At 71.1% G+C, this 25,007-nt stretch carries 23 protein-coding genes; 11 read left to right on the forward strand and 12 right to left on the reverse strand.

Going from position 1 to position 25,007, the window contains the following annotated elements; translation table 11 throughout:
* Window positions 1-67: 67 nt before the first annotated feature.
* The 4 genes from ACIBI9_RS38510 to ACIBI9_RS38525 are packed head-to-tail and all read left to right on the forward strand — an operon-like array spanning window position 68 to window position 4,398.
* Complete coding sequence (locus ACIBI9_RS38510; RefSeq protein WP_397229897.1) at window positions 68-1,009, forward strand: carbohydrate ABC transporter permease; 942 nt, start codon at window positions 68-70, stop codon at window positions 1,007-1,009.
* Window positions 1,006-1,845, forward strand: a complete 840-nt coding sequence (locus ACIBI9_RS38515) for a carbohydrate ABC transporter permease (protein ID WP_397229752.1) — start codon at window positions 1,006-1,008, stop codon at window positions 1,843-1,845. Before ACIBI9_RS38510 ends, ACIBI9_RS38515 begins: the two co-directional genes overlap by 4 nt.
* A 13-nt stretch (window positions 1,846-1,858) precedes the next feature.
* Window positions 1,859-2,851 (forward strand): sugar phosphate isomerase/epimerase family protein, encoded by a 993-nt coding sequence (locus tag ACIBI9_RS38520; RefSeq protein WP_397229754.1) that lies wholly within the window; start codon window positions 1,859-1,861, stop codon window positions 2,849-2,851.
* Window positions 2,851-4,398, forward strand: a complete 1,548-nt coding sequence (locus ACIBI9_RS38525; protein WP_397229756.1) for a DUF4038 domain-containing protein — start codon at window positions 2,851-2,853, stop codon at window positions 4,396-4,398. The genes ACIBI9_RS38520 and ACIBI9_RS38525 overlap by 1 nt, the downstream gene beginning before the upstream one ends.
* A 47-nt stretch (window positions 4,399-4,445) precedes the next feature.
* On the opposite strand, the gene ACIBI9_RS38530 is transcribed toward ACIBI9_RS38525, so the two are convergent.
* From ACIBI9_RS38530 to ACIBI9_RS38550, 5 genes are all read right to left on the reverse strand, one after another.
* Window positions 4,446-5,723 (reverse strand): serine hydrolase domain-containing protein, encoded by a 1,278-nt coding sequence (locus ACIBI9_RS38530; RefSeq protein WP_397229758.1) that lies wholly within the window; start codon window positions 5,721-5,723, stop codon window positions 4,446-4,448.
* 102 nt (window positions 5,724-5,825) lie between these two features.
* Entirely contained in the window at window positions 5,826-5,951 is a 126-nt protein-coding gene (locus tag ACIBI9_RS38535) for a hypothetical protein (protein WP_397229760.1), read from the reverse strand.
* A gap of 100 nt (window positions 5,952-6,051) precedes the next feature.
* Window positions 6,052-10,332 (reverse strand): HAD-IC family P-type ATPase, encoded by a 4,281-nt coding sequence (locus ACIBI9_RS38540; protein ID WP_397229762.1) that lies wholly within the window; start codon window positions 10,330-10,332, stop codon window positions 6,052-6,054.
* A 78-nt stretch (window positions 10,333-10,410) separates the two neighbouring features.
* Entirely contained in the window at window positions 10,411-11,217 is an 807-nt protein-coding gene (locus ACIBI9_RS38545; RefSeq protein ID WP_397229764.1) for a hypothetical protein, read from the reverse strand.
* 125 nt (window positions 11,218-11,342) lie between these two features.
* Complete coding sequence (locus ACIBI9_RS38550) at window positions 11,343-11,987, reverse strand: TetR/AcrR family transcriptional regulator (RefSeq protein ID WP_397229766.1); 645 nt, start codon at window positions 11,985-11,987, stop codon at window positions 11,343-11,345.
* 59 nt (window positions 11,988-12,046) lie between these two features.
* Between ACIBI9_RS38550 and ACIBI9_RS38555 the strand changes: the two genes are divergently transcribed.
* Window positions 12,047-13,453 (forward strand): MFS transporter, encoded by a 1,407-nt coding sequence (locus tag ACIBI9_RS38555; protein WP_397229768.1) that lies wholly within the window; start codon window positions 12,047-12,049, stop codon window positions 13,451-13,453.
* Here ACIBI9_RS38555 and ACIBI9_RS38560 read toward each other — a convergent pair.
* Window positions 13,450-14,319, reverse strand: a complete 870-nt coding sequence (locus tag ACIBI9_RS38560) for an alpha/beta fold hydrolase (protein ID WP_397229770.1) — start codon at window positions 14,317-14,319, stop codon at window positions 13,450-13,452. The genes ACIBI9_RS38555 and ACIBI9_RS38560 overlap by 4 nt on opposite strands.
* A gap of 33 nt (window positions 14,320-14,352) precedes the next feature.
* Window positions 14,353-14,820 (reverse strand): PPOX class F420-dependent oxidoreductase, encoded by a 468-nt coding sequence (locus ACIBI9_RS38565; RefSeq protein ID WP_397229772.1) that lies wholly within the window; start codon window positions 14,818-14,820, stop codon window positions 14,353-14,355.
* A 143-nt stretch (window positions 14,821-14,963) separates the two neighbouring features.
* On the opposite strand from ACIBI9_RS38565, the gene asnB reads away from it, so the two are divergent.
* A complete protein-coding gene (gene asnB, locus ACIBI9_RS38570) occupies window positions 14,964-16,808 on the forward strand; it encodes an asparagine synthase (glutamine-hydrolyzing) (RefSeq protein WP_397229774.1) in 1,845 nt (614 codons plus the stop codon).
* A 69-nt stretch (window positions 16,809-16,877) separates the two neighbouring features.
* Here asnB and ACIBI9_RS38575 read toward each other — a convergent pair whose 3' ends face one another.
* Complete coding sequence (locus ACIBI9_RS38575; protein WP_397229776.1) at window positions 16,878-17,399, reverse strand: hypothetical protein; 522 nt, start codon at window positions 17,397-17,399, stop codon at window positions 16,878-16,880.
* A 49-nt stretch (window positions 17,400-17,448) separates the two neighbouring features.
* On the opposite strand from ACIBI9_RS38575, the gene ACIBI9_RS38580 reads away from it, so the two are divergent.
* The 5 genes from ACIBI9_RS38580 to cydB all read left to right on the forward strand — a co-directional run bounded on the left by ACIBI9_RS38580 (window position 17,449) and on the right by cydB (window position 22,097).
* The gene (locus tag ACIBI9_RS38580; protein ID WP_397229778.1) at window positions 17,449-17,751 is read left to right on the forward strand and encodes a hypothetical protein; all 303 of its coding nucleotides are present in this window, start codon (window positions 17,449-17,451) and stop codon (window positions 17,749-17,751) included.
* 166 nt (window positions 17,752-17,917) lie between these two features.
* Window positions 17,918-18,622: a ThuA domain-containing protein gene (locus tag ACIBI9_RS38585; protein ID WP_397229780.1), complete on the forward strand. Its 705-nt coding sequence runs from the start codon at window positions 17,918-17,920 to the stop codon at window positions 18,620-18,622.
* A complete protein-coding gene (locus ACIBI9_RS38590; protein ID WP_397229782.1) occupies window positions 18,607-19,692 on the forward strand; it encodes a Gfo/Idh/MocA family protein in 1,086 nt (361 codons plus the stop codon). Before ACIBI9_RS38585 ends, ACIBI9_RS38590 begins: the two co-directional genes overlap by 16 nt.
* 35 nt (window positions 19,693-19,727) lie before the next feature.
* Window positions 19,728-21,098, forward strand: coding sequence for a cytochrome ubiquinol oxidase subunit I (locus tag ACIBI9_RS38595; RefSeq protein WP_397229784.1), 1,371 nt, complete (start codon window positions 19,728-19,730; stop codon window positions 21,096-21,098).
* A gap of 15 nt (window positions 21,099-21,113) precedes the next feature.
* Window positions 21,114-22,097, forward strand: a complete 984-nt coding sequence (cydB, locus tag ACIBI9_RS38600; RefSeq protein WP_397229786.1) for a cytochrome d ubiquinol oxidase subunit II — start codon at window positions 21,114-21,116, stop codon at window positions 22,095-22,097.
* Window positions 22,098-22,103: 6 nt separating this feature from the next.
* Here the strand turns inward: cydB and ACIBI9_RS38605 are convergent, their stop codons facing one another.
* The 4 genes from ACIBI9_RS38605 to ACIBI9_RS38620 form a co-directional block, all read right to left on the reverse strand.
* Window positions 22,104-23,294, reverse strand: a complete 1,191-nt coding sequence (locus ACIBI9_RS38605) for an FAD-dependent monooxygenase (RefSeq protein ID WP_397229788.1) — start codon at window positions 23,292-23,294, stop codon at window positions 22,104-22,106.
* A gap of 62 nt (window positions 23,295-23,356) precedes the next feature.
* Complete coding sequence (locus tag ACIBI9_RS38610) at window positions 23,357-23,929, reverse strand: TetR/AcrR family transcriptional regulator (RefSeq protein ID WP_397229790.1); 573 nt, start codon at window positions 23,927-23,929, stop codon at window positions 23,357-23,359.
* 7 nt (window positions 23,930-23,936) lie between these two features.
* Window positions 23,937-24,458: a hypothetical protein gene (locus ACIBI9_RS38615; RefSeq protein WP_397229792.1), complete on the reverse strand. Its 522-nt coding sequence runs from the start codon at window positions 24,456-24,458 to the stop codon at window positions 23,937-23,939.
* A gap of 38 nt (window positions 24,459-24,496) precedes the next feature.
* The gene (locus tag ACIBI9_RS38620) at window positions 24,497-25,003 is read right to left on the reverse strand and encodes a GNAT family N-acetyltransferase (RefSeq protein ID WP_397229794.1); all 507 of its coding nucleotides are present in this window, start codon (window positions 25,001-25,003) and stop codon (window positions 24,497-24,499) included.
* Window positions 25,004-25,007 lie beyond the last annotated feature (4 nt).

Genomic DNA, 25,007 nt, shown 5'->3' on the forward strand with positions numbered 1-25,007 from the left:
CGTGACCGGTCGAGGGGATCGCCCCTCGGCCGGTCCGATCAACCGAGGAGGAGCGGCCTTGGCCACCGTGTCCACCGCCCCGACCACGTCACGACCCACCCACCACTCGCACCGCCCCCGCACGCCACGTCGCGGCCTGCCCATCCTGGGCGCGCTGCCGTTCCTGGCGCCCGCGCTGGCGCTCTACGGGATCTTCCTGCTGTTCCCCATCGTCTCGGCGATCTACCTCAGCTTCGTGCGGTGGAACGGCTTCCCCACCGTGCCGCAGATCTGGGCGGGACTGGCGAACTACCAGGACATCTTCACCAACGACACGGTCTTCCACACCGCCCTGCGCAACAGCGTCATCTGGGTCGTGCTCTCGCTCGTCGTGCCCACGGTGCTCGCCCTGCTGCTCGCCCTGGCGCTCAACAACCGGCTACTCGGCCGCAACCTGCTGCGCTCGGCGTTCTACATCCCCGCCGTGCTGGCCTCGATCGCCGTGGCGACCATGTGGACGTGGATCTACAACCCGAACTCCGGCCTGGTCAACAGCACGTTGACGTCCCTCGGCCTGTCGTCGTGGATCCAGGACTGGCTCGGCGACCCGCAGATCGCCCTCTACTCCGTCTTCGTCGCCTTCGTCTGGCAGACGACGGGCTTCTCCATGGTGCTGTTCCTGGCCGGGCTGCAGACGGTGCCGGCGGACCTGGTCGAGGCGGCCAAGCTCGACGGCGCCTCCGCCTGGCAGACCTTCCGGAACGTCACCCTGCCCGCGCTGCGGCCGACCTTCACCGTCGTCCTGGTGCTCACCGTCATCAGCTCGCTCAAGGTGTTCGACCTCATCGTCGGCATGACCAACGGCGGTCCGGCCCAGTCGAGCCAGGTGCTGGCCCTGTGGTCCTACAGTCAGTCGTTCATCAACCACAACTTCGGAGGGGGCAACGCGCTGGCCGTCATCCTGCTCGTGATCACCTTGGCGCTCGTCCTGCCGTACCTGATGTGGACCTTGAAGGAGGACGAGCGATGAACGCTGTCCGCCGTGCCAACTTCCCGCTCATCGGGCTGTGGATCGCGCTGGTCGTCTGCGCGCTCATCTGGCTCGCGCCGTTCGCCTTCATGGTGCTGACCTCGCTGAAGTCCACGGCCGACATCGGCCGCTCCTCCATCTGGGCGCTGCCGGAGGTGTGGCGGTGGGACAACTACACGGCCGCCGCAGAGCGGGGCGAGCTGTGGACCGTGGCCAGGAACAGCGCCTACATCGCGCTCATCAAGGTGCCGCTCGGCCTGATGATCTCGGCCGCGGCGGCGTTCGCGATCGCGCGGCTGCGCTTCAAGCGGCACCGGATGCTGCTCATCGTGATCACCCTGGGCGCGATGGTGCCGGTGCAGGTCGCCATCGCCCCGATGTTCACCACGCTGTCCAGCATGGGGCTGCTGAACTCCACGAACGGGATCATCCTGCCGTACCTGGCCTTCGGCATCCCGTCCCAGGTGTTCTTCCTGTACGGGTTCTTCCGCTCGCTGCCCCGAGAGCTCGACGAGGCCGCCCGCATCGACGGCTCGGGGAACTGGCGCCTGTTCGTACGGGTGATCCTGCCGCTGGCCAAGCCCGCGCTGGCCGCCCTGTTCATCCTGGACTTCGTCGCCACCTGGAACGAGTACGGGATGGCCCTGGTGCTGCTGCAGGACCAGGACGCGCGTACGGTGCCGCTGGCGCTGCAGGCCTTCCAGTCGCAGTTCGCCTCCAACTACGGGCAGCTCAACGCCTTCATCATCATGTCCATCCTCCCGGTCCTCATCGTCTATCTGATGTTCCAGCGCTTCTTCACACAAGGCGCCCTCGCCGGCGCGATCAAGGGATAGGAGACCATTCCGTATGGCAGCAGAACCACTGTTCGGCGCCGGGCTCTGGCACTTCGGGCAGTTCCGCGACCGCTACGCCACGGACGGGTACGGCCCGCCCGTCTCCACGCTGGAGGCGATCGACCGCGCCGGCCAGGTCGGCAGCCTGTCCGTGGTCGACATCAACTACCCGTTCAACCCCGCCGACCTCGACGTGGACCAGCTGGAGGACCGGCTGAAGGCCAACGGGCTGCGGGCCATCGCGCTGACGCCGGAGATCTACACCAGGAAGTTCGCCCGCGGCGGCTTCACCAACCCCGACCCCGCCGTCCGGCGCGACGCCATCGAGCTGGTCAGCGAGTCCGCCGACCTGGCCCGCCACCTCGGCTGCGACTACGTCAAGCTCTGGCCCGGCCAGGACGGCTGGGACTACCCCTTCCAGGCCGACTACAAGGCGCTGTGGCAGATGTCCATCGACGCCGTCCGCGAGCTGGCCCAGCGCCACCCCGACCTGCGCTTCGCCATCGAGTACAAGCCGCGCGAGCCGCGTAACCGCATGACCTTCTCCTCGGCCGCCCGCACCCTGCTGGCCATCGAGAAGATGGACGTGCCCAACGTCGGCATCCTGCTCGACTTCGGCCACTCCCTCTACGGCCTCGAGTCCCCGGCCGACGCGGCCCAGCTCATCCTCGATCACGACCGGCTCTACGCCATCGACGTCAACGACAACTTCCGCGGCTGGGACGACGACATGGTCGTCGGCTCCATCCACCTCGTCGAGACCTTCGAGTTCTTCCACACCCTGCGCCAGGCCGGCTGGCAGGGCGTCTGGCAGCTCGACCAGTTCCCCTTCCGCGAGGACTCGGTGGAGGCCGCCCGGGCCGGCATCGAGGTCATGCGGACGATCTGGCGGGCCCTGCAGGTCCTCGACGTGGACGCCCTCGCCGAGGCGCAGGCGCGTCAGGACGCCCTGGCCGCGCAGCGCATCGCAAGGAAGGCGCTGCTCAGCGCCCAGGTGGACGGCTGATGGGAGACGTGACGCGCGTCGGGGGAGCCTGGCGCGAGGTGGAGATCACGCTCACCGCCTCGGCCGACCTCCCCGACGCCTACACCGCCGTCGAGGTGTGGGCCGACTTCACCCACGACAGCGGGCTGGCCCTGCGCAGGCCGGCGTTCTACGACGGCGGCCGCACCTGGCGGATCCGGTTCAGCTCGCCGCTGGCGCACGGCCGCTGGCACTGGAGCGCCGACGCGTCCCTCGACGACCGCGGGCTCCGCGGGGCGTCCGGGATCATCGAGGTGGACGCCGCGGAGCAGTCCGCGCACCGCTTCCGGCGGCACGGCTTCTGGACCATGTCGCCGGGCGGGCGCAGCCTCGTCCACGCCGACGGCACCCCGGCGATCATGGTCGCCGACACCGCCTGGGGCCTGCCCTGGCGGGCCACCGAGGAGCAGGTCCGCGTCTATGCGGCCGACCGGCAGGCCAAGGGCTTCAACGCGGTGCTGCTGATGTCGGTCCAGCCCGACATGCGGGCCGCCGGCCCGCGCGACCGCTCAGCCGACGAGGGCTTCGACGTCGCCTTCGAGGACCTGCCCACCGGGCACATCAACGCGCTCAACCCCAGCTACTTCCAGTACCTGGACCGGCTCCTGGACATCCTGGTGGAGCACGAGATCGTGCCCGTGCTCCAGCCGGTCTTCCAGGGGTTCGGCTGGAAGGGGCTCGACGTGGCGGGCACCGTCGTGCCGCCCGCCGAGTACGCCCGCTACTGCCGCTACCTGGTGGCCCGCTACGGCGCCCGGCCGGCGATCTACCTGGTCGGCGCCGACGGCTCCGGCCGCGAGCCGCAGATCGCGGCGGGTGGTGCCGAGGTCCACGCCTGGGACTGCTACGCCCAGCCCACCGGCATCCACTACCGCCCGCATGCCGACAACCGGGCCTGCCAGGACGCCGACTGGCTGGACTTCCAGTGGTGCCAGACCGGCCACGGCGGCGAGCACGTCCCCGAGCGGGTCGCGGTCATGCGGCGCGACACGCCCGTCAAGGCCGTCGCCAACGGCGAGCCCACCTACGAGCAGACCCGCAGCGCCACCAACGCCGCCGGCTGGTGGCAGGGCCACGAGGCGTGGAGCAACCTGTGCGCGGGCGGGGCCATGGGCGTGGTCTACGGCGCCGCGAACATCTGGCAGTGGAAGCTCCACGGCGACGAGCCGGGACACGCGCCGTACTTCCTGGCCCCGTCCGGCGGCTGGCGCGAATCCCTCGACTTCGAGGGCTCCGCGTACGTCGGGCTGCTTGGCAAGATCCTGGACGGCCTGCCCACGACCGACATGGAGCCTGACTGGGAGACGTTCATCAGCCCGCGCTCCTTCCGCGTGCCCGGCCGCCTGCACGTGGTCTACCAGGAGAACGGCGGCGCGCTGCGCCCGACGCGCGAGGACGGGCTGCCGGCCGCCTACCGCGTGGTCGACCCGCGCACCGGCGACGTCGTCGCGAGCGGCCGGCGCCGCCCCGGCGAAGCCGTCGAGGACGAGCGGCAGGTGGCCCGCGTGGTCATCTTCTACGACGAATAGGAGGAATGACCCGCCGCCACGCCTTGGAGGGGGCGTGGCGGCGGGGATCAGGCGATCGCCTGGTAGGCGGTGGTCCAGAAGTCCTTGTGGAGGCGGGGCGTGTGGACGGAGTCCATCGCGCTCTGAGTCAGCAGGATGCCGACCAGGTCCTCGGCCGGGTCGGCGTATCCGGTGGTGCCGAGGCCGCCGTCCCAGCCGAACTGGCCCGGCGAGGCCAGGTCGCGGCGGTGGGTGCGGACGGCCAGGCCGAAGCCGTACCCGCCGTGCCGGCCGAAGTGGTCGCCGAACGCGTCCTTCTCGACCTTCTGGCCCGGCGTCAGGTGGTCCATCGTCATCAGCTCGACCGAGGCCCGCGACAGGATGCGGGCGCCGCCGAAGGTGCCCTTGTTCAGGAGCATGCGGAAGAAGGCGTGGTAGTCGTCGACGGTCGAGACCAGCCCGTCGCCGCCGGCCTGGAAGAGCGGCGGGCGGCTGTACTTCCCGCCGGCGGCCTCGTCCCAGACGACCAGCTCGCCGTTCTCGGGGTTGTGCGCGTAGCTGGTGGGCAGGCGGTGGATCCGGTCGGCGGGCACGTGGAAGCCGGTGTCCTTCATGCCGAGCGGCCCGAACAGCCGCTCGCGCAGGAACTCCTCCAGCGGCTGCCCGGCCACCCTGGCGACGAGCACGCTGAGCACGTCGGAGCCGACGTGGTACTGCCACAGCTCGCCCGGCTGGTGCATCAGCGGCAGCGTGCCGAGCCGGCGGATCCACTCGTCCGGCCCGAAGCCCGGCGAGGTGGTGTCCAGGCCGAGCTCGCGGATCGCGGTCTGGATCGGGTACGTGTCCGGCGCCGCCAGCACCACCCCGAACCCGAAGGTGAACGTCAGCAGATCCCGCACGGTGATCGGCCGGGCCGCGGGGACCGTGTCGTCCAGCGGGGCGTCGATGCTCCTGAGCACCTGGCGGTCGGCCAGCTCGGGCAGCCACTCGTCGACCGGGTCGTCCAGCCGCAGCCGGCACTCCTCGACCAGGAGCATCACCGCGGCGGCCGTGATCGGCTTGCTCAGCGACGCCATCCGGAAGAGCGTGTCACGCCGCATCGGCTCGGTGCCGCCCGCGTGCAGGGTGCCCAGGGCCTCGACGTGCGTCTCGTCACCCCTGCCGACCAGCGCGACCAGCCCGGGTACGGCCCCCGACCCGACGTGTCCGGCCAGGACCTGCCGCATCCGGTCCAGCCCCGCCTGTGACAGGCCGGGCCGCTCGTGCTCTTCCCAGCGGCCCTTGCTGTCCCAGGCACCTTTGCTGTCCCAGGTGCCCTTCATGTCCCAGCTCGTGCTCTTGGACATCAGTCATCTCCCCGCGCTGCGTACGGCGTTCCTTCTATGCGAACACTGTACTCATGCGGAACGGTGTACGCAAGCGAGGACGCCGGGCGGGCGCGGGGGCGGTCAGGCGATCCGGACGCCCGCCGGGCTGAAGAACGACGCGGCGAGGCTCTGGATGAACCGTGCGAGCAGGGCCTCGAGGAGCATCATGGCGGCCTTGGCGAGCAGGGAGGCCAGGAATTCGGACAACTCTCTACCTCTTCATTGAAACTACGCTTCAAGTCATATTTGGGTAGAAAGATGTATATACGGTGATAATCCGGATGTCCATAGGGTGAACGACAGATGGCTATCCCGGAGCGTTCGACCGTTCGATCCTGGCCGCCACCAGGGCCGTGGCCCCGGCGCACCCGAGCGCGATGCCCCACGCCAGCGGCCCCACGGGCTGGCAGCCGAAGAGCTGGCTGAGGCCGGGCACGGAAACGATCACGCCCAGCGCCACCAGGGACGACACCGCGGCGAGCACCACCGTGCGATCCCGGCCGCCCAGCGCCAGGGTCTGCAGCAACTGCGCCGCCACCAGGCCGATGAGCCCCACCGTATCGGCCCGCCCCCGGGTGCCGGTCATCCGGGCCAGCACCCAGGACGCGCCCGCCGCCACGGCCGTGGTGATGGCCCGCAGGTAGATGTCCCTGGTCAGCGCGGCGCCCAGCGACGCCTCCGGGCCCTCGGCCAGCAGCTTCTCGGGGCTCCCGGCGCTCGGCGGCCTGATGGCCACCGCCATCGCGGGCAGCATGTCGGTGAGCAGGTTGACCAGCAGCAGCTGGCGAGCGTTGAGCGCGCTGCGCCCGGTGAGCAGGCTGGACCCGAGGGTGAAGGCGATCTCCCCGACGTTGCCGCCGAGCAGGATGCCCAGCGCGTCGCGTACGGAGGTCCACATGGCCCGGCCCTCGACGATCGCGTCGATGATCGTCTCGATGCGGTCGTCCACCACGACGATGTCCGCGGCGGCCCTGGTGGCCGGCGCGGCGCGCGACCCGAGGGCGACGCCCACGTCGGCGAGCCGGATCGCGGGCACGTCGTTGGCGCCGTCGCCGGTCACGGCCACGACCTTGCCGGCCTTGCGCCAGCAGGTGACGATCCGCGCCTTGTGCTCGGGCGTGACCCGGGCGAACACCGCCACCTTCGGCAGCTCCTCGGCCAGCACGTCGTCGTCGAGCTGCTCCAGCTCCGGGCCGGTCATCACGCGCAGGCCGTTCAGGGCGCCGATCTCCGCGGCGATGGCCTCCGCCGTGCTGGGGTGGTCGCCGGTGAGCATGGCGACCCGTACGCCGGCCCGCATCAGGTCCTCCACGCTCCGCTTCGCCGTCGGGCGCACCGGATCCGCCAGGCCCAGGAACCCGAGGAAGCGCAGGTTCTCGATGCGCGACTCGTCGAGGTCGGCGCGGCTGGAGGCGGGGCGCTCGGCGACGGCGAGCACGCGGTAGCCCCGCAGGGCGAGCCGGTCCACCTCCTCCTCCAGCTGCCGCCTCATCCGATCGTCCAGCGGCACGGCCTCCCCGTCGATGACGATGCTCGTGGAACTGGTGAGCACGATCTCGGGAGCGCCCTTGACGCTCAGCAGCTGGCCCGCCTCAGACCGGCCGAGGACGGCGTGGTAGCCGCGGGCCGGCTCGAAGGGCAGCTCGTCCACGCGGTGCCACGTACGCAGCCCGTACCTCGGGGTGACGCCGAGCTTGCCGGCGCCCTCCACGATCGCGCGGTCCGTGGGGTGCGGAATGGCCCGCCCGCCCTCGAACCTGGGGCCCGCGCGCAGCGCCGCACCCACGATGGCCCGCAGCTGCGGCGTGGCCTCCTCCACCGACTGCTCGGCCCGGCCGTCCGACACCCGCCGCAGGCTGATGTGGCCTTCGGTGAGCGTCCCCGTCTTGTCGAAGCAGAGCACGTCCACGCGGCCGAGCGCCTCGATCGTGGACGGGTTGCGCACCAGCGTGTTGTGGGCCGACAGCCGCTTGGCCGAGGCCAGCTCGGCCGCGGTGGCGACGAACGGCAGCCCCTCGGGGACCGCCGCCACCATCATGCTCACCGCCGGGGCCAGCGCCTGCGACAGCCCCGAGCCGCGGGCCAGCTCGACGACCATCAGGAGCAGGCCGGAACCGAGAGCCGCCGGGAGGATCCGGCGGCTCAGCGCGCGCAGGCGCAGCTCGACCCCGCTCGGTGGCGGGCCCTCCTGGGTGAGCCTGGCGGTCCTGCCCGCCTCGGTGGCCGCTCCGGTGGCCACGACCACGGCGAACCCGTGGCCCGCCGCGACGGTCGTGCCCTCGTAGACCATCGAGGTGCGGTCCGCGACGGCGGGCGCCGCGGTCGGCGTGTCCGACTTGGTGACGAGCTGCGACTCGCCGGTGAGGGTGGACTCGTCGATCTCCAGCCCGGCCGCCTGGATCAGCCGCCCGTCGGCCGGTACGGCGTCGCCGGCGCGCAGCTCGATCACGTCCCCGGGCACCAGGTCGTCGGCGAAGCCCGCCACGGAGCCCGTGGGACGGCGGATCCGTACCCGGACGGCGGTGGTCTCGGTGAGGCGGTTCAGCGCCCGCGCGACGTTGCGCCGCTGCGCGCCGCCGAGCACGGCGTCCACCACCATCACGCCGCAGATGAGCACGGCGTCCAGCGCGGAGCCGACCCCGGCCGACACCCCCGCGCCCGCGGCCAGGACCGGGCTCAGCGGGTTGGCCAGCTCGTGCAGCGTCGCGCTGACCAGGGATTCCGGGCCGGCCGCCGCGGGCCATGCCGGGCCCGTCCTGCGGCGCGCGGCCTCCGCCTCGCTCAGCCCCTCGGACGAGGTGCCGAGCCTGGCCAGGACGTCGCGGGCCGCCATGGCGTGCCAGGGCGTGTGGTCGGCGAGTATCGGCGCGGGCCTGCTCCCGGCGCCGCGTCCCGTCCACTCACCGGCCGCGAGGGCGGCAAGCGCCGTGCAGTCGCGGGCCAGGTTGGCACGTCCGACGGCGATCGTGGCCGGGCCGAGGAGCGCCAGTCCGGTGCCCACGACCGAGCCGGCGGCCGCCACGAGCACCGCACGGACGCTCGCCTTCCTGGCCGACGGCAGGCACTGCAGCAGCAGGTGCACGCCTTCGAGGCCGCCCATCACATCGGCGTCCCACGGGACCCGCCGCGCCCCCTCGAGCACCCCGATGCCCAGGTCGGCCTGGCGCAGCCCGCTCCGCCCCCGCTGCGAGACCACGGCCACGGCGCGGCCCTCCGCCTGCAGCGCCCGCACGGACGCGCCCAGCCGCTGCGCGTGGACCTCGCGGTCCACGCGCAGCCGCCTGGCGAGAGTGGGCTCCCCGCCGGCCAGGACCACCTCGCAGGTGCCCCGCGCCGCCGCGACCAGGGCCTCGGCGAGCGGATGCAGCTCGGGGACCAGGTGGACCAGGGCGATCGGGGTCCCGTCGCGTTTCACCATGACGGTGGTGCGGTCCTCCGCCTCATGGGGCTCGGCGCTCCACCCGTCGCGCTCGCGCCGGGCCGAAGGGTCGGCGAGGTCGATCAGCGCGTAGAGCCGGGTGTACAGATCGTCCCTGTCCACGTCGGGGCCGAGCGAGGACACGTCGTCGATCGCCCACGCGCCCGTGGTGAGCAGGCCTGCGTCGAGGACCACGGTGTCGATGCGATCCATGCGGAGGAGGACGTCGCGGTTGAGCACGATCGTGCCGCGCCCGGCGAGAGCGCGGGCGACGGCGCTGGCGAAGGCCTCCCTGCCGAGGTTCGCGGCCTTGGGGATGCCGGCGATCAGCACGGACAGGCCCCGCTCGCGGTCGCTGCTGAGCACCGTGGTCAGGCCGAGACCCGCCAGCGACATCGCGCTGGCGGCGTCGGCGTAGCGCTCCACGGGCCCGTGGGGGAGCCGGGCCGGGCGTGGCGCCGCGGCGGCCCTGGTGTGGCGGTACGCCCCCCTCACGGCCGCGAACTGCTCCTCGCGCTGTTCCCACGCCTTGAGCCCGGCACGCGAGTCGATGTAGCGGCCGGCCGCGGCGACGGAGTCGACCAGCAGGGACATGGGCCGCATGGCCAGCGTGTGGGAGACGACCCGGGTCACCGCGACCACCGCGTCCGCGCCGGGCTTGCCGATGCGCTCCTCCAGCTCCCTGCGTACGCGGGGGGTGTGCTCGGCCAGCGTGAGGAGGCCGGGCACGGCCGTGGACAGCCGCGGGACGCCGGCCAGCCGGGCGGCCAGGGCGAGCCCGGTGCCGGCCAGGTGCAGGCCGAGGCTGACCAGGGCACGGTCCTGCTGCTCCGCGCCGTCCCGGGCGGGGGCGGGGGCGCCGTCCCCGTCCTCGTCGAACTCCTCCACGACGGCCACGAGCTTGTCCATGTCGTCCGTCGTGACGTCGCAGGCCACGAAGACGCAGCCGAGCGCCCCGTTCACCTCGGCGCGTGGTACTCCCACCGCTCTGAGGCGATCTTCCAGCTCGCGGGCGCGGCGCTCGGTGCGCGGGCCGCCGATGTTGCGCAACTCGATACGAGCTCCGCCCGGGCACGGCTGAACCCGGCGGGAGCGCGGGAGGACGCTCCGCACCGGCTCCGGGAACATGTTCAGCAGCGTGCCAGCGTTGAGCAGGCCGAACAACGCCATGTGGTCTCCCGTCTACGGCGTCGTGGTCACCTGCTCGGTGCTCTTTCGCCTGCTTGTCGAGCTCGAAGTCGAGGTGGTCTAACTGGTGGTGGTGCCGGCGGTCTCGGCCGGCTTGCGCGTGGTGCTTCTCGTGGTGCCGGTGCTCTTGCCGGTGGTGCGGCCGGTCGTCGTAGACGACTTGGCGGCCGTGCTTCTGGTGGTGCCGGTGGCGCCGCTGGTCGTGGCGGCCCTGCGCCTTGTGGTGGTGCCGGTCGTCGTGGCGGGCTTGGCGGCGGTGCTTCTGGTCGTGCTCTTGGCGGTGCCGGTGGTGCCAGTGGTGCCGGTCGTGCCGCCGGTCGTGGCGGCCCTGCGCCTGCCGGTGGTCGTGCCGGTGGTCGTGGTCCCGGCCGTTCCACGCCGCGTGGCGGTCGTGGCCCGCTTGGTCGTCCCGGTCGTGGTCCGCCTGCTCGGGGTCGTCGTCTCCTTCCGGGCCGCCGGCTCACCGGTCGGTGTGGTGGTCGTGCGCGGCCGGCCGTACGTGGTCCGCGGCATTCCCCGCCGCGCGATCATCGTCCCGGCGCCGATGGCGGCGGCGACGGGCCATTCGAGCATCCCGACCGCGACGAGCGCGCCGAGCGCTCCGTAATAGGCCATGCGTTCGGGTGGAGGGAGGAATGTCCGGGCGACGTCGACGTAGTGACCGAGCTCCTGCTTGCTGACATGTGGCATCGGGATGCGTGGCATCTGCATCCGCGGCATCTCGATGTTCGGCATTTCTATGTGTGGCATCCGCATTTCGGGCTGCTTGACCTGGATGCCGAGCATCGGCAGGTCCAGGCTGAACCGCTTGGTGCCATTCCCGTCGGGTCCGGCGGTCGTGCGCCCTCGCGGCTGGGTGACGGCCATGATCCCTCCTAGCAGGACGCGAATTCCTCTCTATGTCCCTATCCACGGCTCGGGTCCTCTATTCCGGACTAGAGAGATTTGGGGATTTTTGCTGTCCCTTATTCGTCCCTTTGGCAAAGCCCAGGTCAGGACGAGGATGATCGTGCACCCGCGAAGCCCTCGACCACGCGGCGGACCTTGTTCACGGCCTCCTCGTCGCCGAGGCGCAGCGCGGTGTTCGCCGCCATGAGCACCGCGTCGATCTGGAAGGCCGCGAGCTCGGCGTCCAGGTCGGCGATCTCGCCCGCGGCCGCGGCGCCGCGCAGCTCGCCGACGATGAGCGCGAGCCAGTCGCGGTGGTGGCCGACCAGCGCGTCGCGCACCGGCCCCGGCCGGCTGTCGAAGTCGGGGAGGTTCGCCGCCCAGAAGCAGCCGCCCGCGAACAGGGGCGTCTCGGCGTAGGAGATCCAGCGCTCGGTCAGCGCGCGCAGCCGGGCCACGCCGTGCGGCACGTCCGAAACGGGCCGGATGACGGCGTCGCGGAACGCCTCGCGCGCCGAGGCCACGGTGGCGAGCTGCAGCTTCTCCTTCGTCCCGAAGAGCGTCGCGACCCCGCTCTTGCTGAGCCCGAGGTCGGTGGCCAGCCGGCCGATGCTGAGCCCGTTGAGCCCTTCCAGTGACGCGACGTCCACGGCGTGGCGCGTGATCGTCTGTCTGGCCCGCGCGCCGCGCAGGAGGCGCTGGTCGGAGATCGCGGCCGTCGCGGGGGCGGGTTGCTCTAGCTCGCTCATGAGCCCTCATCATGTCACTTGCCTTTAAGTACGAACGATCGTACGTTTTCTTCGTGACTATGACAACAACGCCTCGCACCGCGGCCGCCATGCCATGGGCCGCCGTGTCGATCGTGCTGGTCGGCGCGTTCATGGCGCTTCTGGACTCGTACATCGTCATCGTCGCGGGACCGGCGATCCAGGCCGACCTGGGCGCCTCCGGCGGCGAGCTGCAGTGGATCCTGGTCGGCTACCAGCTCACCTATGCGGTGTTCCTCGTGACCGGAGGCCGGCTCGGCGACCTGTGCGGCCGCAAACGGACCTTCGTCGCCGGCATGGCCCTCTTCACGGTGGCGTCCGTCGCGTGCGCGCTCTCCCCGGCCGCGCCGGTCCTCATTGCGGCCCGTCTGGTCCAGGGCCTGGGTTCCGCGTTGATGCTCCCGCAGGTCTACGCGGTCATCACCGTGCTGGTCCCGGAGCAGGGCAGGCACCGCGCGTACGGGGTGCTCGGAGCCGTCATGGGGCTCGCCACGATCTGCGGCCAGCTCGTCGGCGGCCTGCTGATCGGCGCCGACCTGCTCGGCTCCGGCTGGCGTCCCGTGTTCTGGATCAACGTCCCGATCGGCCTGGCCACGATCCTGCTCGCGGCCAGGCTCCTGCCGGAGTCACGGGCGCCGCTCGCGCGCCGGCTCGACCTGCCGGGGGTCGTCGTGCTCAGCGTCGCGCTGTTCCTCCTGGCCTTCCCGCTCATCCAGGGCCGCCAGGCGGGATGGCCCTGGTGGACCTGGGCCTGCCTGGCCGCGGCCGTCCCCGCTTTCGCCCTCTTCGTCCTCGTCGAGCGCAGGACGGCCGATCCGCTGGTGCGGATCTCCCTGTTCCGCACGCGGTCGTTCTCCGTCGGCATCCCCCTCGTCCTCGCGATCTACGCGCTGCTCTCGTCGTACTACCTCGTCCTTTCGATCTCCCTGCAGGACGGGCTCGGCATGCCGGCCCTCGGGGCGGGGCTGGTGTACGCGCCGGCCGCCCTCACCTTCTTCGTCTTCAGCATGGTCGCCGGCCGGCTCGTGCCCAGGTACGGCCGTCGCGTCCTGGAGATCGGGGCCGTCGTGCTCGCCATCGGGTACGCGACCACCGCGGCCGTGCTGATCGGCGGCCTGCCGTTCACGCCGGCGGTCGTCATCCCGACGCTCATGCTGCAGAGCGTCGGGGGAGGGCTGCTCATCACGCCGTCGCTCAACGCGGTGCTGGCCCGGACGGACCCAGCCGACGCGGGCATGGCCTCCGGCGTGCTGTCCAGCGCCCAGCAGGTCGGCAACGCGCTCGGCGTCGCGCTCATCGGCGTCGTGTTCTTCCACGCCTTCGATCCCGCCACCGGAGACCGGGCCGCCGCGGCGGCCCACGCCCTGGCGATGTCCTCGTTGTTCACCTTCGCGGTCGCGACCGTGGCGGCGGTCCTGGTGTACCTGCTGCCCGCCAGGAAGGACTAACCGGCGTGCTTCAGGAGGGCCCCGAGCACGTCCTCGGCGTGCGTCCACAGCACCGCGCCCCCGATCCCGGGGACGAGGTGCCGGACGGCTCCGGGGACGCGCGCGGCCAGGCTCGCCCCCTGGTCGGGGGAGTGGCCGGTGTCCTCCTGCCCGTACCACAGCTCCACCGGCACGGTGATCGACGCCAGGTCGATGTCCCAGCGGCCCATGGCCAGCACCGTGTCCCGCGCGTAGCCCTCCGGGCCCTGCGCGAAGCCCTCGTCCAGCGCTCCCCGGTAGGCGGCGGCGAACGAGGGCTCCTGGTAGACGGCCAGATCGCAGTCGGGGCTGCCCGCCGTCACCATGTCCCACATGGCCTGGGCGGTGAAACCGGCGAAGACCCGCTCGGCGGCGTCCGGATCGGCCACGGCCAGGTCGACCAGCCGGCGCAGGTCCTCCGGCAGCGCCCCGGCGAACCCGGGGGCGGCGACCTCGTCCGCCCCCGCGACCACGGCCAGCGCGCGGGTCACGCCACGGGCGGCGCAGGCCAGGGCGAACGGGGCGCCCTGGGAGTTCCCGACCATCGCCGGCCGGTCCAGCCCGCGCCGGACGGCGAACGCCTGGACGTCGTCGGCGAAGCCGGCGAAGGTGCGCCGGGGCGAGGGCGTGGAGGCGCCGAGCCCGGGCCGGTCCAGGGAGATCAGCCGGACCCCGAGGCCGTCGACCACACCCGCGCCGAACCCGAGGCGCCGGCTGGTGGCCGCGCCCGGAGAGAGCAGCACCGGCGTGCCGTCCGCCGGCCCCCATTCGGCCCAGCCGAGGAGCCGCCCGTCAGGCAGCGGCTCCGCGCCGACGCGGACCGGAGGCCGGATATCAGCCTTTTTCATGATCTGTAGTGTGCCGTCGGAGAACGCCGGATGTCACTCCGATATCAGGCGGGCGGGGAAGCCGCCGGTCGCGATGGGACCCCAGCGGTCGATGCGGATGCGGATCAGCGACTTGTCCTGGCGCCGCATGGCGGCCCGGTACTCGTCCCAGTCGGGGTGCTCGCCGGCGATGCACCGGTAGTACTCGACCAGGGCTTCGAGGGCGTCGGGCATGTCCAGCACTTCCGCGTGCCCGTCGACCTGGACGTAAGGGCCGTTCCAGTCGTCGGACAACACGCACATGGACACCCGCTGGTCGCGGCGGGCGTTGCGGGCCTTGACCCGGTCGGGATAGGTGGAGACCACGATCCGGCCCTCCTCGTCGACCCCGCAGCTGACGGGGGAGAGCTGCGGCCGGCCGTCCTTGCGGGTGGTCGAGAGCAGGCCGTGGTGCCTGGGGCGGAGGAACTCGAGCAGCTCGGGCAGGTCGACGTGGCGTGCGGTGGCGATGTTCGGAGCCATCTCATGTGCCTTTCGGTCATACGAAAACGCTTCGATCCTTTCATCCGGAGCGGCGCCCGCCGGGGCGGGAGGCGTCACCCGGCGTGATAACCCGTCCGGGCGGGGCATCAGGGGGTCGTCGGGGAAATCGGGAGGAGTCGGGCATGTGCGGCATCTGCGGCTGGGTTGACTTCGAGCGGGACCTGCTGGGCGAGAGGGCCACCGCGCAGGCCATGACGGACACGATGGCCTGTCGCGGCCCCGACGACCAGGGGCTCTGGATGGCGTCGCACGCCGCCATCGGCCACCGGAGGCTGGCCATCATCGACCTCCCCGGCGGCCGGCAGCCCATGGTCGCCGACGAGGAGGGGATGGAGCCGGCCGTCCTCACCTACAGCGGAGAGGTGTACAACTACCGCGAGCTGCGCGGGGAACTGGCCGCGCGCGGGCACCGCTTCCGCACCCAGAGTGACACCGAGGTCGTCCTGCGCGCCTACGTCGAGTGGGGCGAGGACCTGGCCGCCCGCCTGAACGGCATGTACGCCTTCGCCGTCTGGGACGCAGAGCGCGAGGAGCTGCTGCTGGTCCGCGACCGCATGGGGATCAAGCCGCTGTACTACTACCCGACCTCCCACGGCGTGCTGTTCGGCTCGGAGCCCAAGGCGATCCTCGCCAACCCGCTCGCCCACCGGGTGCTCGACGCCGACGGGCTCCGCGAGCTGGTGGCGTACGTCAAGACGCCGGAGCACGGGATCTTCAAGGGCATGTACGAGGTGCGCCCCGGCCAGCTCGTCCGGGTGAGCCGCGACGGGTGCAGCAAGCGCCGCTACTGGCAGCTGGAGTCCCACGAGCACCGGGACGACGTCGACTCCACCGTCAAGACCGTGCGCGACCTGCTGGAGGACATCGTCCACCGCCAGCTCATCAGCGACGTGCCGCTGTGCGCGCTGCTGTCGGGCGGCCTCGACTCCAGCACGATCACCGCGCTCGCCGCCAGGGGCCTGGCGGAGCAGGACCTGGGGAGGGTCCGCTCGTTCGCCGTGGACTTCGCCGGCTACACCGAGCACTTCAAGCCCGATGCGACCCGTTCGACGCCCGACGCGCCGTACGTCCACGAGGTGGCCGAGCACATCGACGCCGAGCACACCGACATCGTGCTCGACTCGCGGGAGCTGATGAACCCGGCCGTGCGGGCCGCCGTGCTGCGCGCCCGCGACCTGCCGATCGGCATCGGGGACATGGACAGCTCGCTCTACCTGCTGTTCGAGGCGATCAGGGGGCACTCTACGGTGGCGCTGTCCGGGGAGTCGGCCGACGAGGTGTTCGGCGGCTACCGGTGGTTCCACGACCCGGCGGCGGTCGCGGCCGAGACCTTCCCGTGGTTCATCGGCGGCCTCACCGACCGCCTGGGGGTGGAGCAGCTGTTCAAGGAGGACCTTGCGCGCACGCTCGACGTCGCCGGCTACCAGGACACCAGCTACCGCCAGGCCATGGCCGAGGTGCCCGAGCTGCCCGGCGAGACGGGGCACGAGCGGCGCATGCGCGAGATCAGCTATCTGCACCTCACCCGGTTCGTACAGATCCTGCTTGACCGCAAGGACCGGATGAGCATGGCCGTCGGGCTGGAGGTCCGGGTGCCGTTCTGCGACCACCGGCTGGTGGAGTACGTCTTCAACGCCCCCTGGGCGATGAAGACCTTCGACGGGCGGGAGAAGAGCCTGCTGCGCGCGGCCGCCGCCGACCTGCTGCCCGAGTCCGTGCTCCAGCGCGTCAAGAGCCCCTACCCGGCCACCCAGGATCCGGCCTACGAACAGGCGCTGCGCGACGAGGCCCGCGCCCTGGTCGAGCGCGACACGCCCTGTGCCCAGCTGCTCGACCTGGACAAGGCGCGTACGCTCATCGACCGCCCGGTGGGTGACTCCAGCTCGCTCGCCGCCCGCGCCTCGCTGGAGCGGCTGCTGCAGTTCGACGCGTGGCTCAGGGAGTACCGGGTGCACCTCGCCCTCTGATGGTGGCCCGCCGTTCGACGCCCGAGTGAGAGGGGAGCCGCTCGGGACGAAGACGGCGCTACCGGCCGATCAGGAGGTCGGCGTGGGCGTCGGGGTCGGGGTCGGGGTTTCCGAGACCGATGACGTCGGATCGGGGGTCGGTGTCTCGGTGGGGGTTTCCGTCGGAGTCTCGGTCGGTGTTTCGGTCGGCGTCGTGGTCGGCGTCGTGGTCGGCGTCGTGGTCGGCGTCGGGCACGCGGTCGGGGTCTGCCACGCAGGCGGGCCTGGCCACCACTGCCATGCCTGCTTCCAGCCCTTGTACGACCAGATCCGCTTGATGGGCCGTGACAGGTCGTAGACGGAGGCGGCCGTGGCGGCCTGGTCGTCACCGGTCGCGGTCACCGACACCCAGTCGTCCTGCTTGACCGCGCTGTTGCCGCGGCGCCCGGCGATGGTGTGCGTGTTGTCGTCGATCGCGTACGTGCGCTCGAAGCCGTCCTGGCTCCGCACGGTGATCGAGTCCTCCGCGACGGCGGTCGCCTGCCCGGTCTGGGCGAACAGGGTCACGGTGCCGCAGCCGTCCTTCGTCGCCACCATGAACTCGCCGTGCATGGTCCCGACGAACCCCAACGGGTTGATCGGCGCTATGTCAGGAGGTGTCGTGGTGGGCGTTTCCGTTGGTGTTTCGGTCGGCGTGTCTGTCGGTGTTTCGGTCGGTGTCGTGGTCGGTGTCTCCGTGGGTGTCTCGCTGATCGTCGGCGTGGGGGTCGGAGTGCCCGTCGGCGTCGTTCCCGATGCCGCCGAGGCGACTCCGATCCCGCCCGTCGTCGCCAGCGCGACGGCTGCGGCGACGATCAGCGGGCGTGGGACGCGCCTGCGCGGCCCGTCCGGTTCGAATGACAGTTCCTCGTGTGGTTGGTCAGTTGGTGGCACCTTGTCCTCCACATCGGGTTTGTCCGATTAGAACCCCGACGGACTAAGCCACGTGTAAGCCGGCGCCGGGGGATCCGCCCGCACAGCGCTGCCCACATCCGTGGCCTTCATGCGCCAGATGGCGGACACCTCTTCAGATAGTTAGGCATGAAATGCGAATATCAGAGTCGTTTGTCCCTTAAGCGATAGGCGGGAGCATGGCAGACGAACACGGCAGGAAGGCGCTGGTGGTGCGCGGCGGCTGGGAGGGGCACGCCCCGGTCGAGGCCACCGAGCTCTTCGTGCCCTTCCTCGAGAAGCACGGGTTCGAGGTGCGTCGGGCGGAGTCTCCGGCGCCGTACGCGGACTCCGAGTTCATGTCCGAAATCGACCTCATCGTGCAGTGCTACACGATGGGCACGATCGAGAGGGAGGAGCTGAGCGGGCTGGAGGCCGCGATCCGCGCGGGCACCGGAATGGCCGGCTGGCACGGCGGCATCGCCGACTCCTACCGCAACTCCTCCGACTACCTGCATCTCATCGGCGGGCAGTTCGCCTGCCATCCGGGCAAGGACCCGGCCGAGCGGGAAGGCTCGCAGGCCGACAACTTCGTGCCGTACACCGTCAACATGCTGCCCGAGGCGGCCACGCACCCCATCACCGAGGGGATCGCCGACTTCGACCTCGTCACCGAGCAGTACTGGGTCCTGACCGACGACTACATCGACGTGCTGGCGACGACGACGCAGAAGGTGCGTCCGTGGGATCCCTGGCACCGGGAGGTCACCTCGCCGGCCATCTGGACCCGCCGGTGGGGGAACGGGAAGATCTTCGTCACCACCCCCGGGCACAGCCTCGACGTCCTGCACAACGACAGCGTGCGCACCATCATCGAAAGGGGAATGTTGTGGGCCAGCCGGTGAACGTCGGCGTCGTGGGGTGCGGGGCGATCTCGGCCCAGTATTTCCAGACCATCGACCGGTTGCCGCAGCTGCGGCTGGTGGCCGTGGCCGATCTGGACCTTGACCGGGCCCGGGAGGCGGTGCGCCCCTACGCGGGGGTCGACGTGCTGAGCGTGGCGGAGCTGATGGCGGACCCGCGCGTGGACGTCGTGCTCAACCTCACGATTCCCGCCGCCCACGCCGAGGTCGCGCTGCAGGCCATAGCGGCCGGCAAGGACGTCTACTGCGAGAAGCCCCTTGCCGCGACGGCCGCGGACGCCGCTCGCGTGCTCGAGGCGGCCGCCGCCGCGAACGTACGCGTGGGGTGCGCGCCCGACACGGTGCTGGGCACGGGCACGCAGACCGCGCGCAACGCGATCGACGACGGCCTGATCGGCAGGCCGATCGCGGCGACCGCGACCATGATGACGCCCGGTCACGAACGCTGGCATCCGAACCCCGACTTCTACTACGTCCCCGGCGGCGGCCCGCTCCTGGACATGGGGCCGTACTACATCACCAGCCTGGTGACGCTGCTCGGGCCGGTGGCGAGCGTCATCGGCGCGGCCAGCCGTACGCGTCCCAAGCGCACGATCGGCTCGGGCCCGCGTCAGGGCGAGGAGATCCCGGTGCTGGTCGACACCCATGTCACCGGGGTGCTCGTGCACGCCTCGGGAGCGCTGTCCACGCTGGTGATGAGCTTCGACGGGGTGGCGACCAAGGCGCCCAACATCGAGGTGCACGGCGAGAAGGGCTCGCTCGTCGTGCCCGACCCGAACCGCTTCGACGGCCAGGTCCTGATCTCGGGGAAGGACGGCTGGCGCGAGCTTCCCGAGTCGGCCGGTTACGTCGGGGCCGGGCGCGGCGTGGGGCTGATCGACTTCGCGGCGGCCCCGGTGGACAAGGAGCTCCGCGCGGGCGGCTCGCTGGCCTTCCACGTGCTCGACGTCATGGAGTCGCTGCTGGCCGCGGCGGATTCGGGCGCGGCGGTGACCGTGGCGAGCACCTGCGAACGGCCTCGCCCCGTGGCGCTCCATCCGAGCGTGTCGTAACAGGAAGTACGTGATCGCGCACTTACCGTTAGAACATGGACACCGTGGATCTCGCGCGCTGGCAGTTCGGGATCGTCACGGTGTACCACTTCCTGTTCGTGCCGGTCACGATCGGGCTGTCGGTGCTGGTGGCGATCCTGAACACGGCCTGGGTGCGCACCGGTAACCCGGCCTACCTGCGCGCCACCAAGTTCTGGGGCACGCTCTTCCTGATCAACTTCGCCATGGGCGTGGTGACGGGAATCGTGCAGGAGTTCCAGTTCGGGATGAACTGGAGCTCCTATTCCAGGTTCGTCGGTGACGTCTTCGGCGCGCCGCTCGCGCTGGAGTCGCTGCTGGCGTTCTTCCTGGAGTCGACGTTCCTGGCGCTGTGGATGTTCGGCTGGGACCGGCTGCCCAAGCTGGTGCATCTCGCGTGCATCTGGACGGTCGCGATCGGCAGCATGGTGTCCGCCTACTTCATCCTGGCCGCCAACTCGTTCATGCAGTGGCCGGTGGGCACCACCGTCGGCCGGCGGGCGGAGCTGGCCGACTTCGGGGCCGTGCTGACCAACAAGGTCCTGCTGGCCACCTTCCCGCACACCGTCCTGGGCTGCTGGCTGGCCGGCGGGGTGATCCTCATGGCGGTCTCCGCCTGGCACCTGGCCAGGAAGCGGGACGCCGACGTCTTCCGTCCATCCCTCCGGCTCGGCGCGGTCGCGGTGCTGGTGGGCGCCGCCGGCACCCTCGTCTCCGGAGACGTCCTCGGCAAGATCATGACGCAGACGCAGCCGATGAAGATGGCCGCCGCCGAGGCGCTCTACGAGACACAGCAGCCGGCGCCGTTCTCCCTGTTCACCATCGGGACGCTCGACGGCACGAGGCCGATCTACCAGCTGGAGATCCCCGGCCTGCTGTCACAGCTGGCGACCGGCTCGTTCGACGGCAAGGTGCACGGCGTCAACGACCTCCAGAGGGAGTACCAGCGCAGGTTCGGCCCGGGGGACTACCGGCCCTACATCCCGCTCGCCTACTGGTCCTTCCGGCTGATGATCGGCTTCGGCATGCTCGCGGGGCTGGTGGCGCTCGTCCTGCTCTGGCTGACCCGCGGCGGGCGCGTACGCGGCAAGGGCTGGATCTGGCGGGCCGCCGTGTGGTCCGTCGTGCTGCCCTTCCTCGCGCACAGCTTCGGGTGGATCTTCACCGAGACGGCCCGGCAGCCGTGGATCGTCTTCAGCCACATGAAGACCGTCCACGGCGTCTCGCCCAGCGTCGGCGTGGGCACCGTGCTCACCTCGCTGATCGCCTTCACCCTCCTGTACGGCGTGCTGGCCGTGGTGGAGGCGGGCCTCATGATCAAGTACGGCCGGATGGCCCCGCCGTCCGAAGACAGCACCGAGCCAGGCGAGCCGTCGCCCGCCTACTAGTGGAGAGATCGCGGCATGGAGCTCACCGACGTCTGGTTCGTGGCGATCGCCGTGCTCTGGCTCGGCTATTTCGTCCTGGAGGGGTTCGACTTCGGCGTCGGCATGCTGCTGCCCGTCGTCGCCGGGAACGACGCGGAACGCCACGCGATGATCGAGACGATCGAACCCGTCTGGGACGGCAACGAGGTGTGGCTGATCACCGCGGGAGCGGCCACGTTCGCCGCCTTCCCCGAGTGGTACGCCTCGCTGTTCAGCGCGTTCTACCTGCCGCTGCTGGTGATCCTGGTGACGCTGATCGTGCGCGGGGTGGCCTTCGAGTACCGCGGCAAACGCGACTCCCTGACCTGGCGGCGGCGGTGGGACGCGGGCCTCGTGGCCGGCTCGTTCGTGCCCGCGCTGCTGTGGGGCGTCGCCTTCGCGAACATCGTGCGGGGCCTGCGGCTCGACTCCCGCCACGAGTACGTGGGCACGGTGCTGGACCTGCTCAATCCGTACGCGCTGCTCGGCGGGCTGACGACGCTGGCGCTGTTCGCCACGCACGGCGCGATGTTCCTGGCGCTGAAGAGCACTGGGGAGATCAGCCGGCGCGCGGTCGCGGTGGCGGTGCGAACGGGCGTCGCGGCGGCGGTGCTCGCGGTGGTCTTCCTGGCCTGGACGCAGCTCCAGGGCGGGAGCCTCGCCACGGTCGTCCTGGCGGTCCTCGCCGTCCTCGCCTTCGTGTCCTCGCTGCTCACCGTGGGCCGAGGCCGTCAGGGGTGGGCGTTCCTGCTGTCGGCGGTCGCCATCGGCCTGACCGTGATCAGCCTGTTCGCGGTCCTCTATCCCGACGTCCTGCCCTCGACGGTCAACCCGGCCCACAGCCTGACCGTCGGCAACGCGGCCGCGACCCCGAAGACGCTCGGGCTCATGACCTGGGTCGCGGTGATCTTCCTGCCGCTGGTGCTGCTGTATCAGGGGTGGACGTACTGGGTCTTCCGCCACCGGATCAGCGTCGGCTGACGTACATCACCCGCGGCTGGTGCGCGTGGTCTTCGAGCCCAGCCAGGACACGATCCTGGGCACCGACTCGACCGCCTGGCCGATCGCGTAGAACAGCCTCGGCGGCACGTACGGCAGCAGTGCGGAGTGCCGGTGACCGAGCAGCGTGAACATCTGCCGCGGCGGCAGGTCGATGTAGCGCGGCAGGTTCTCGTACCACTGGGCGCTGCGGTGGGCCCCCTTCTGGGTGCCCAGGATCGCGGCCTTGCGGTCGCGCTCGTAGCGGGCGAGGGCGGCCGGCAGCCCCGCCTCCTCGTGCAGCGCGTTGACCAGCCCGGCGGCGTCGCCGAGCGCGAGGGCGGTGCCCGCGCCGATGGAGTAGTGCGTGGTGTGCGCGGCGTCCCCGACCAGGACGACGTTGTCGCGGTACCACGTGCGGCAGGTCAGGGTGCGGAAGTTCAGCCAGTGGGAGCTGCCGTCGGGGTGCGCCCGGCCGATCAGCGGGTGCCCGTCCAGGATCTCGGAGAAGAGCTTCTCCAGGAGTGCCAGGCTGTCGGCCTCGTTGGCCTCGTGGAGCCCGAGCCCTCGCCAGGTCGCGGGGGAGCACTCGACGACGCAGGTGCTGTGCGTCTGGCTGAACCCGTAGCCGTAGCACCAGATCCAGCCGTGCGGGGTGTTCGCGAAGGCGAAGGTGAAGGCTCTGAAGATCTGGGTGGTGCCGAGCCAGGTGTAGCAGTTGTCGCCGACCGCGAACTCGGGGCCGAAGTGGTCGGCGTGCCGCTCGCGCAGCACGCTCTTGACGCCGTCGCCGGCGACGATGAGATCGGCCTCGGGCAGCTCGTGCTCGCCGGTGATCTCGCGCTCGAACTCGACGCGTACGCCGAGGGCACGGGCCCGTTCGACGAGGATGTCGAGGAGCAGGTGCCGGCCGATGCCGAAGCCCTCGTCCCCGTGATCCACCGTCACCGTCGCGCGGTCGCGGATGTGCGCGACCCAGCTGTCCCAGCGGACCGAGTTCGCGCGGATGGCGCTCGCGGACTCGGGGTCGGCGGCGAGGAGGTAGCCGAGCAGCTCGTCCCAGTAGGTCACGCCCCAGCCGTACGTCGATCCGGCCGGGTTTCGCTCGTAGACGGTGATGTCGTGGGAAGGGTCCACCCGCTTCATCAGGATGGAGAAGTACAGATTGGCGGGTCCGCCGCCGACACAGGCAACCTTCACAATAGCCCCCGAATTACGCAAGGTAACCTATTTGCGACTAAGCGTAACAAGAGCTCGCTGGGCTATCGGGGGGCGGGGGCGTTCCAGAGCCGGGCGAGGAACAGGACCAGCGTGTCCGCGACAGGGCGGTCGAGCTCGTCCGGGTGGTCGAGCGCCCATGTGTCGAGGGCGTCGAAGACGCCCGCGGTGGCGACGGCGACCAGCTCGGCGCTGGGGTCCGGGGCGATGAGGCCGATCTTCGTGCCGTTCGCGACGAGGTCGCGGATCCACGGATCGCCGCCGGTGCGCGGCTGCCCGGCGAGCACCGCCCGGTCGTCCGGATGCTCGCGCAGGTGCGCCGCCAGCCGGGTCGTGCCCGCCACGAGCTGCCGCCACAACTCCTCCGCGGTCCCCACCTCGGCCCAGGGGCCGAGCGCGGTCAGCGTGCGGGCGGCCGCGTCGGCGACCACCGCGCCGAAGAGGTCGTCCTTGCCGTCGAAGTAGTGGTACGCGGAGGTCTTCGAGATGCCCGCCTCGGCGATGATCTGGTTGAACGACGCGGCGTCCTTGCCGTCGCGGGCGAAGTGGGCGCGGGCCACCGCGAGGATGGCGGCTCGGGCGTCGGCCGGCAGTCGGTCGAAGCGGGGAAGTGGCATCGGGTTCCTAGAGGTTGTGGGCGGCCGGCTGCGGGATGGCGAGCCTGCGGCTGACCTGGACCGTCATGATCCAGTGTGCTGCCCACAATAGGAGGGCGACCGCCCCGCCCGCGTATCCGGCCGCCCCGGGGAAGAGCGACAGGATCTGGAACGCGCACCAGCCGTATCCGAGCACCGCCCACTTCTGGACGAATCCGCTCGTAGCGCGCCCGTCGGCGGCCAGCGAGGCGGAGACGGTGCGCACGATGGAGAAGTCCTCGACGAAGTTGTAGGGGATGACGAACATCCACCACACCGAGGCGGGAGCGGCGGCCCGGGCCTGCGGCCGTACGACCGTCATCGTGCGCTGAAGGGCGCGGCAGTACAGCGCGACGAGGCCGAAGAAGACGGCAATGGCGATCAGGCCGCCGGGCATGCCCAGCGCGGCGATCTCGCCCAGGATGCCGCTTCCCCAGTGCGGCGCCCACAGCGGATAGGTCAGCAGGATCGAGACGAGGACGGTGCCCAGGATCTTGATGATGGCTCGCATGGCCATAGTGTACTAGTGGTACACACCATCAGTTCACCTCAGAGGATCAGCTGGTACTCGATCTGCTCGATCGGGTTGCCGTCGCCGAAGTCGTGGCCGCGGACGGCGCCCGACTCCGTGAAGCCGCTCTTGGCGTAGAAACGGCGGGACTGAGGCGTGCCACGCAGCGTCCACAGATGGACCCGCCCGAAGCTCTCCTCGCGGATCCTGTCCAGGGACGCGGCCATCAGGGCGCCCGCGATGCCGGTTCCCCAGCCGTCCGGGTGACCGTAGAAGCCGAAGATCTCCGCCGACTCCGGGTGCGCCGGCGAGGAGCCGAAGTAGGAGAACGCCAGCGGTCGCCCGTCCAGCGTGGCCAGCAGGATGGTGTCCTTGCCCTCGGCGAGCACGCCGTGCCATTTGCCGCGCCGGTGGCTCACCGCCTCGTCGAAGAACTCCGTTGGGAAGAAACCGGCATAGGCGGCTTTCCATGACTCGGCGTGGATCTCGCCCACCGCGTCACCGTCGCCGGGAGAGGCCGGGAACACCTTGAATACTCCGTTCATGGGA

The organism is Nonomuraea sp. NPDC050451 (assembly GCF_044458585.1).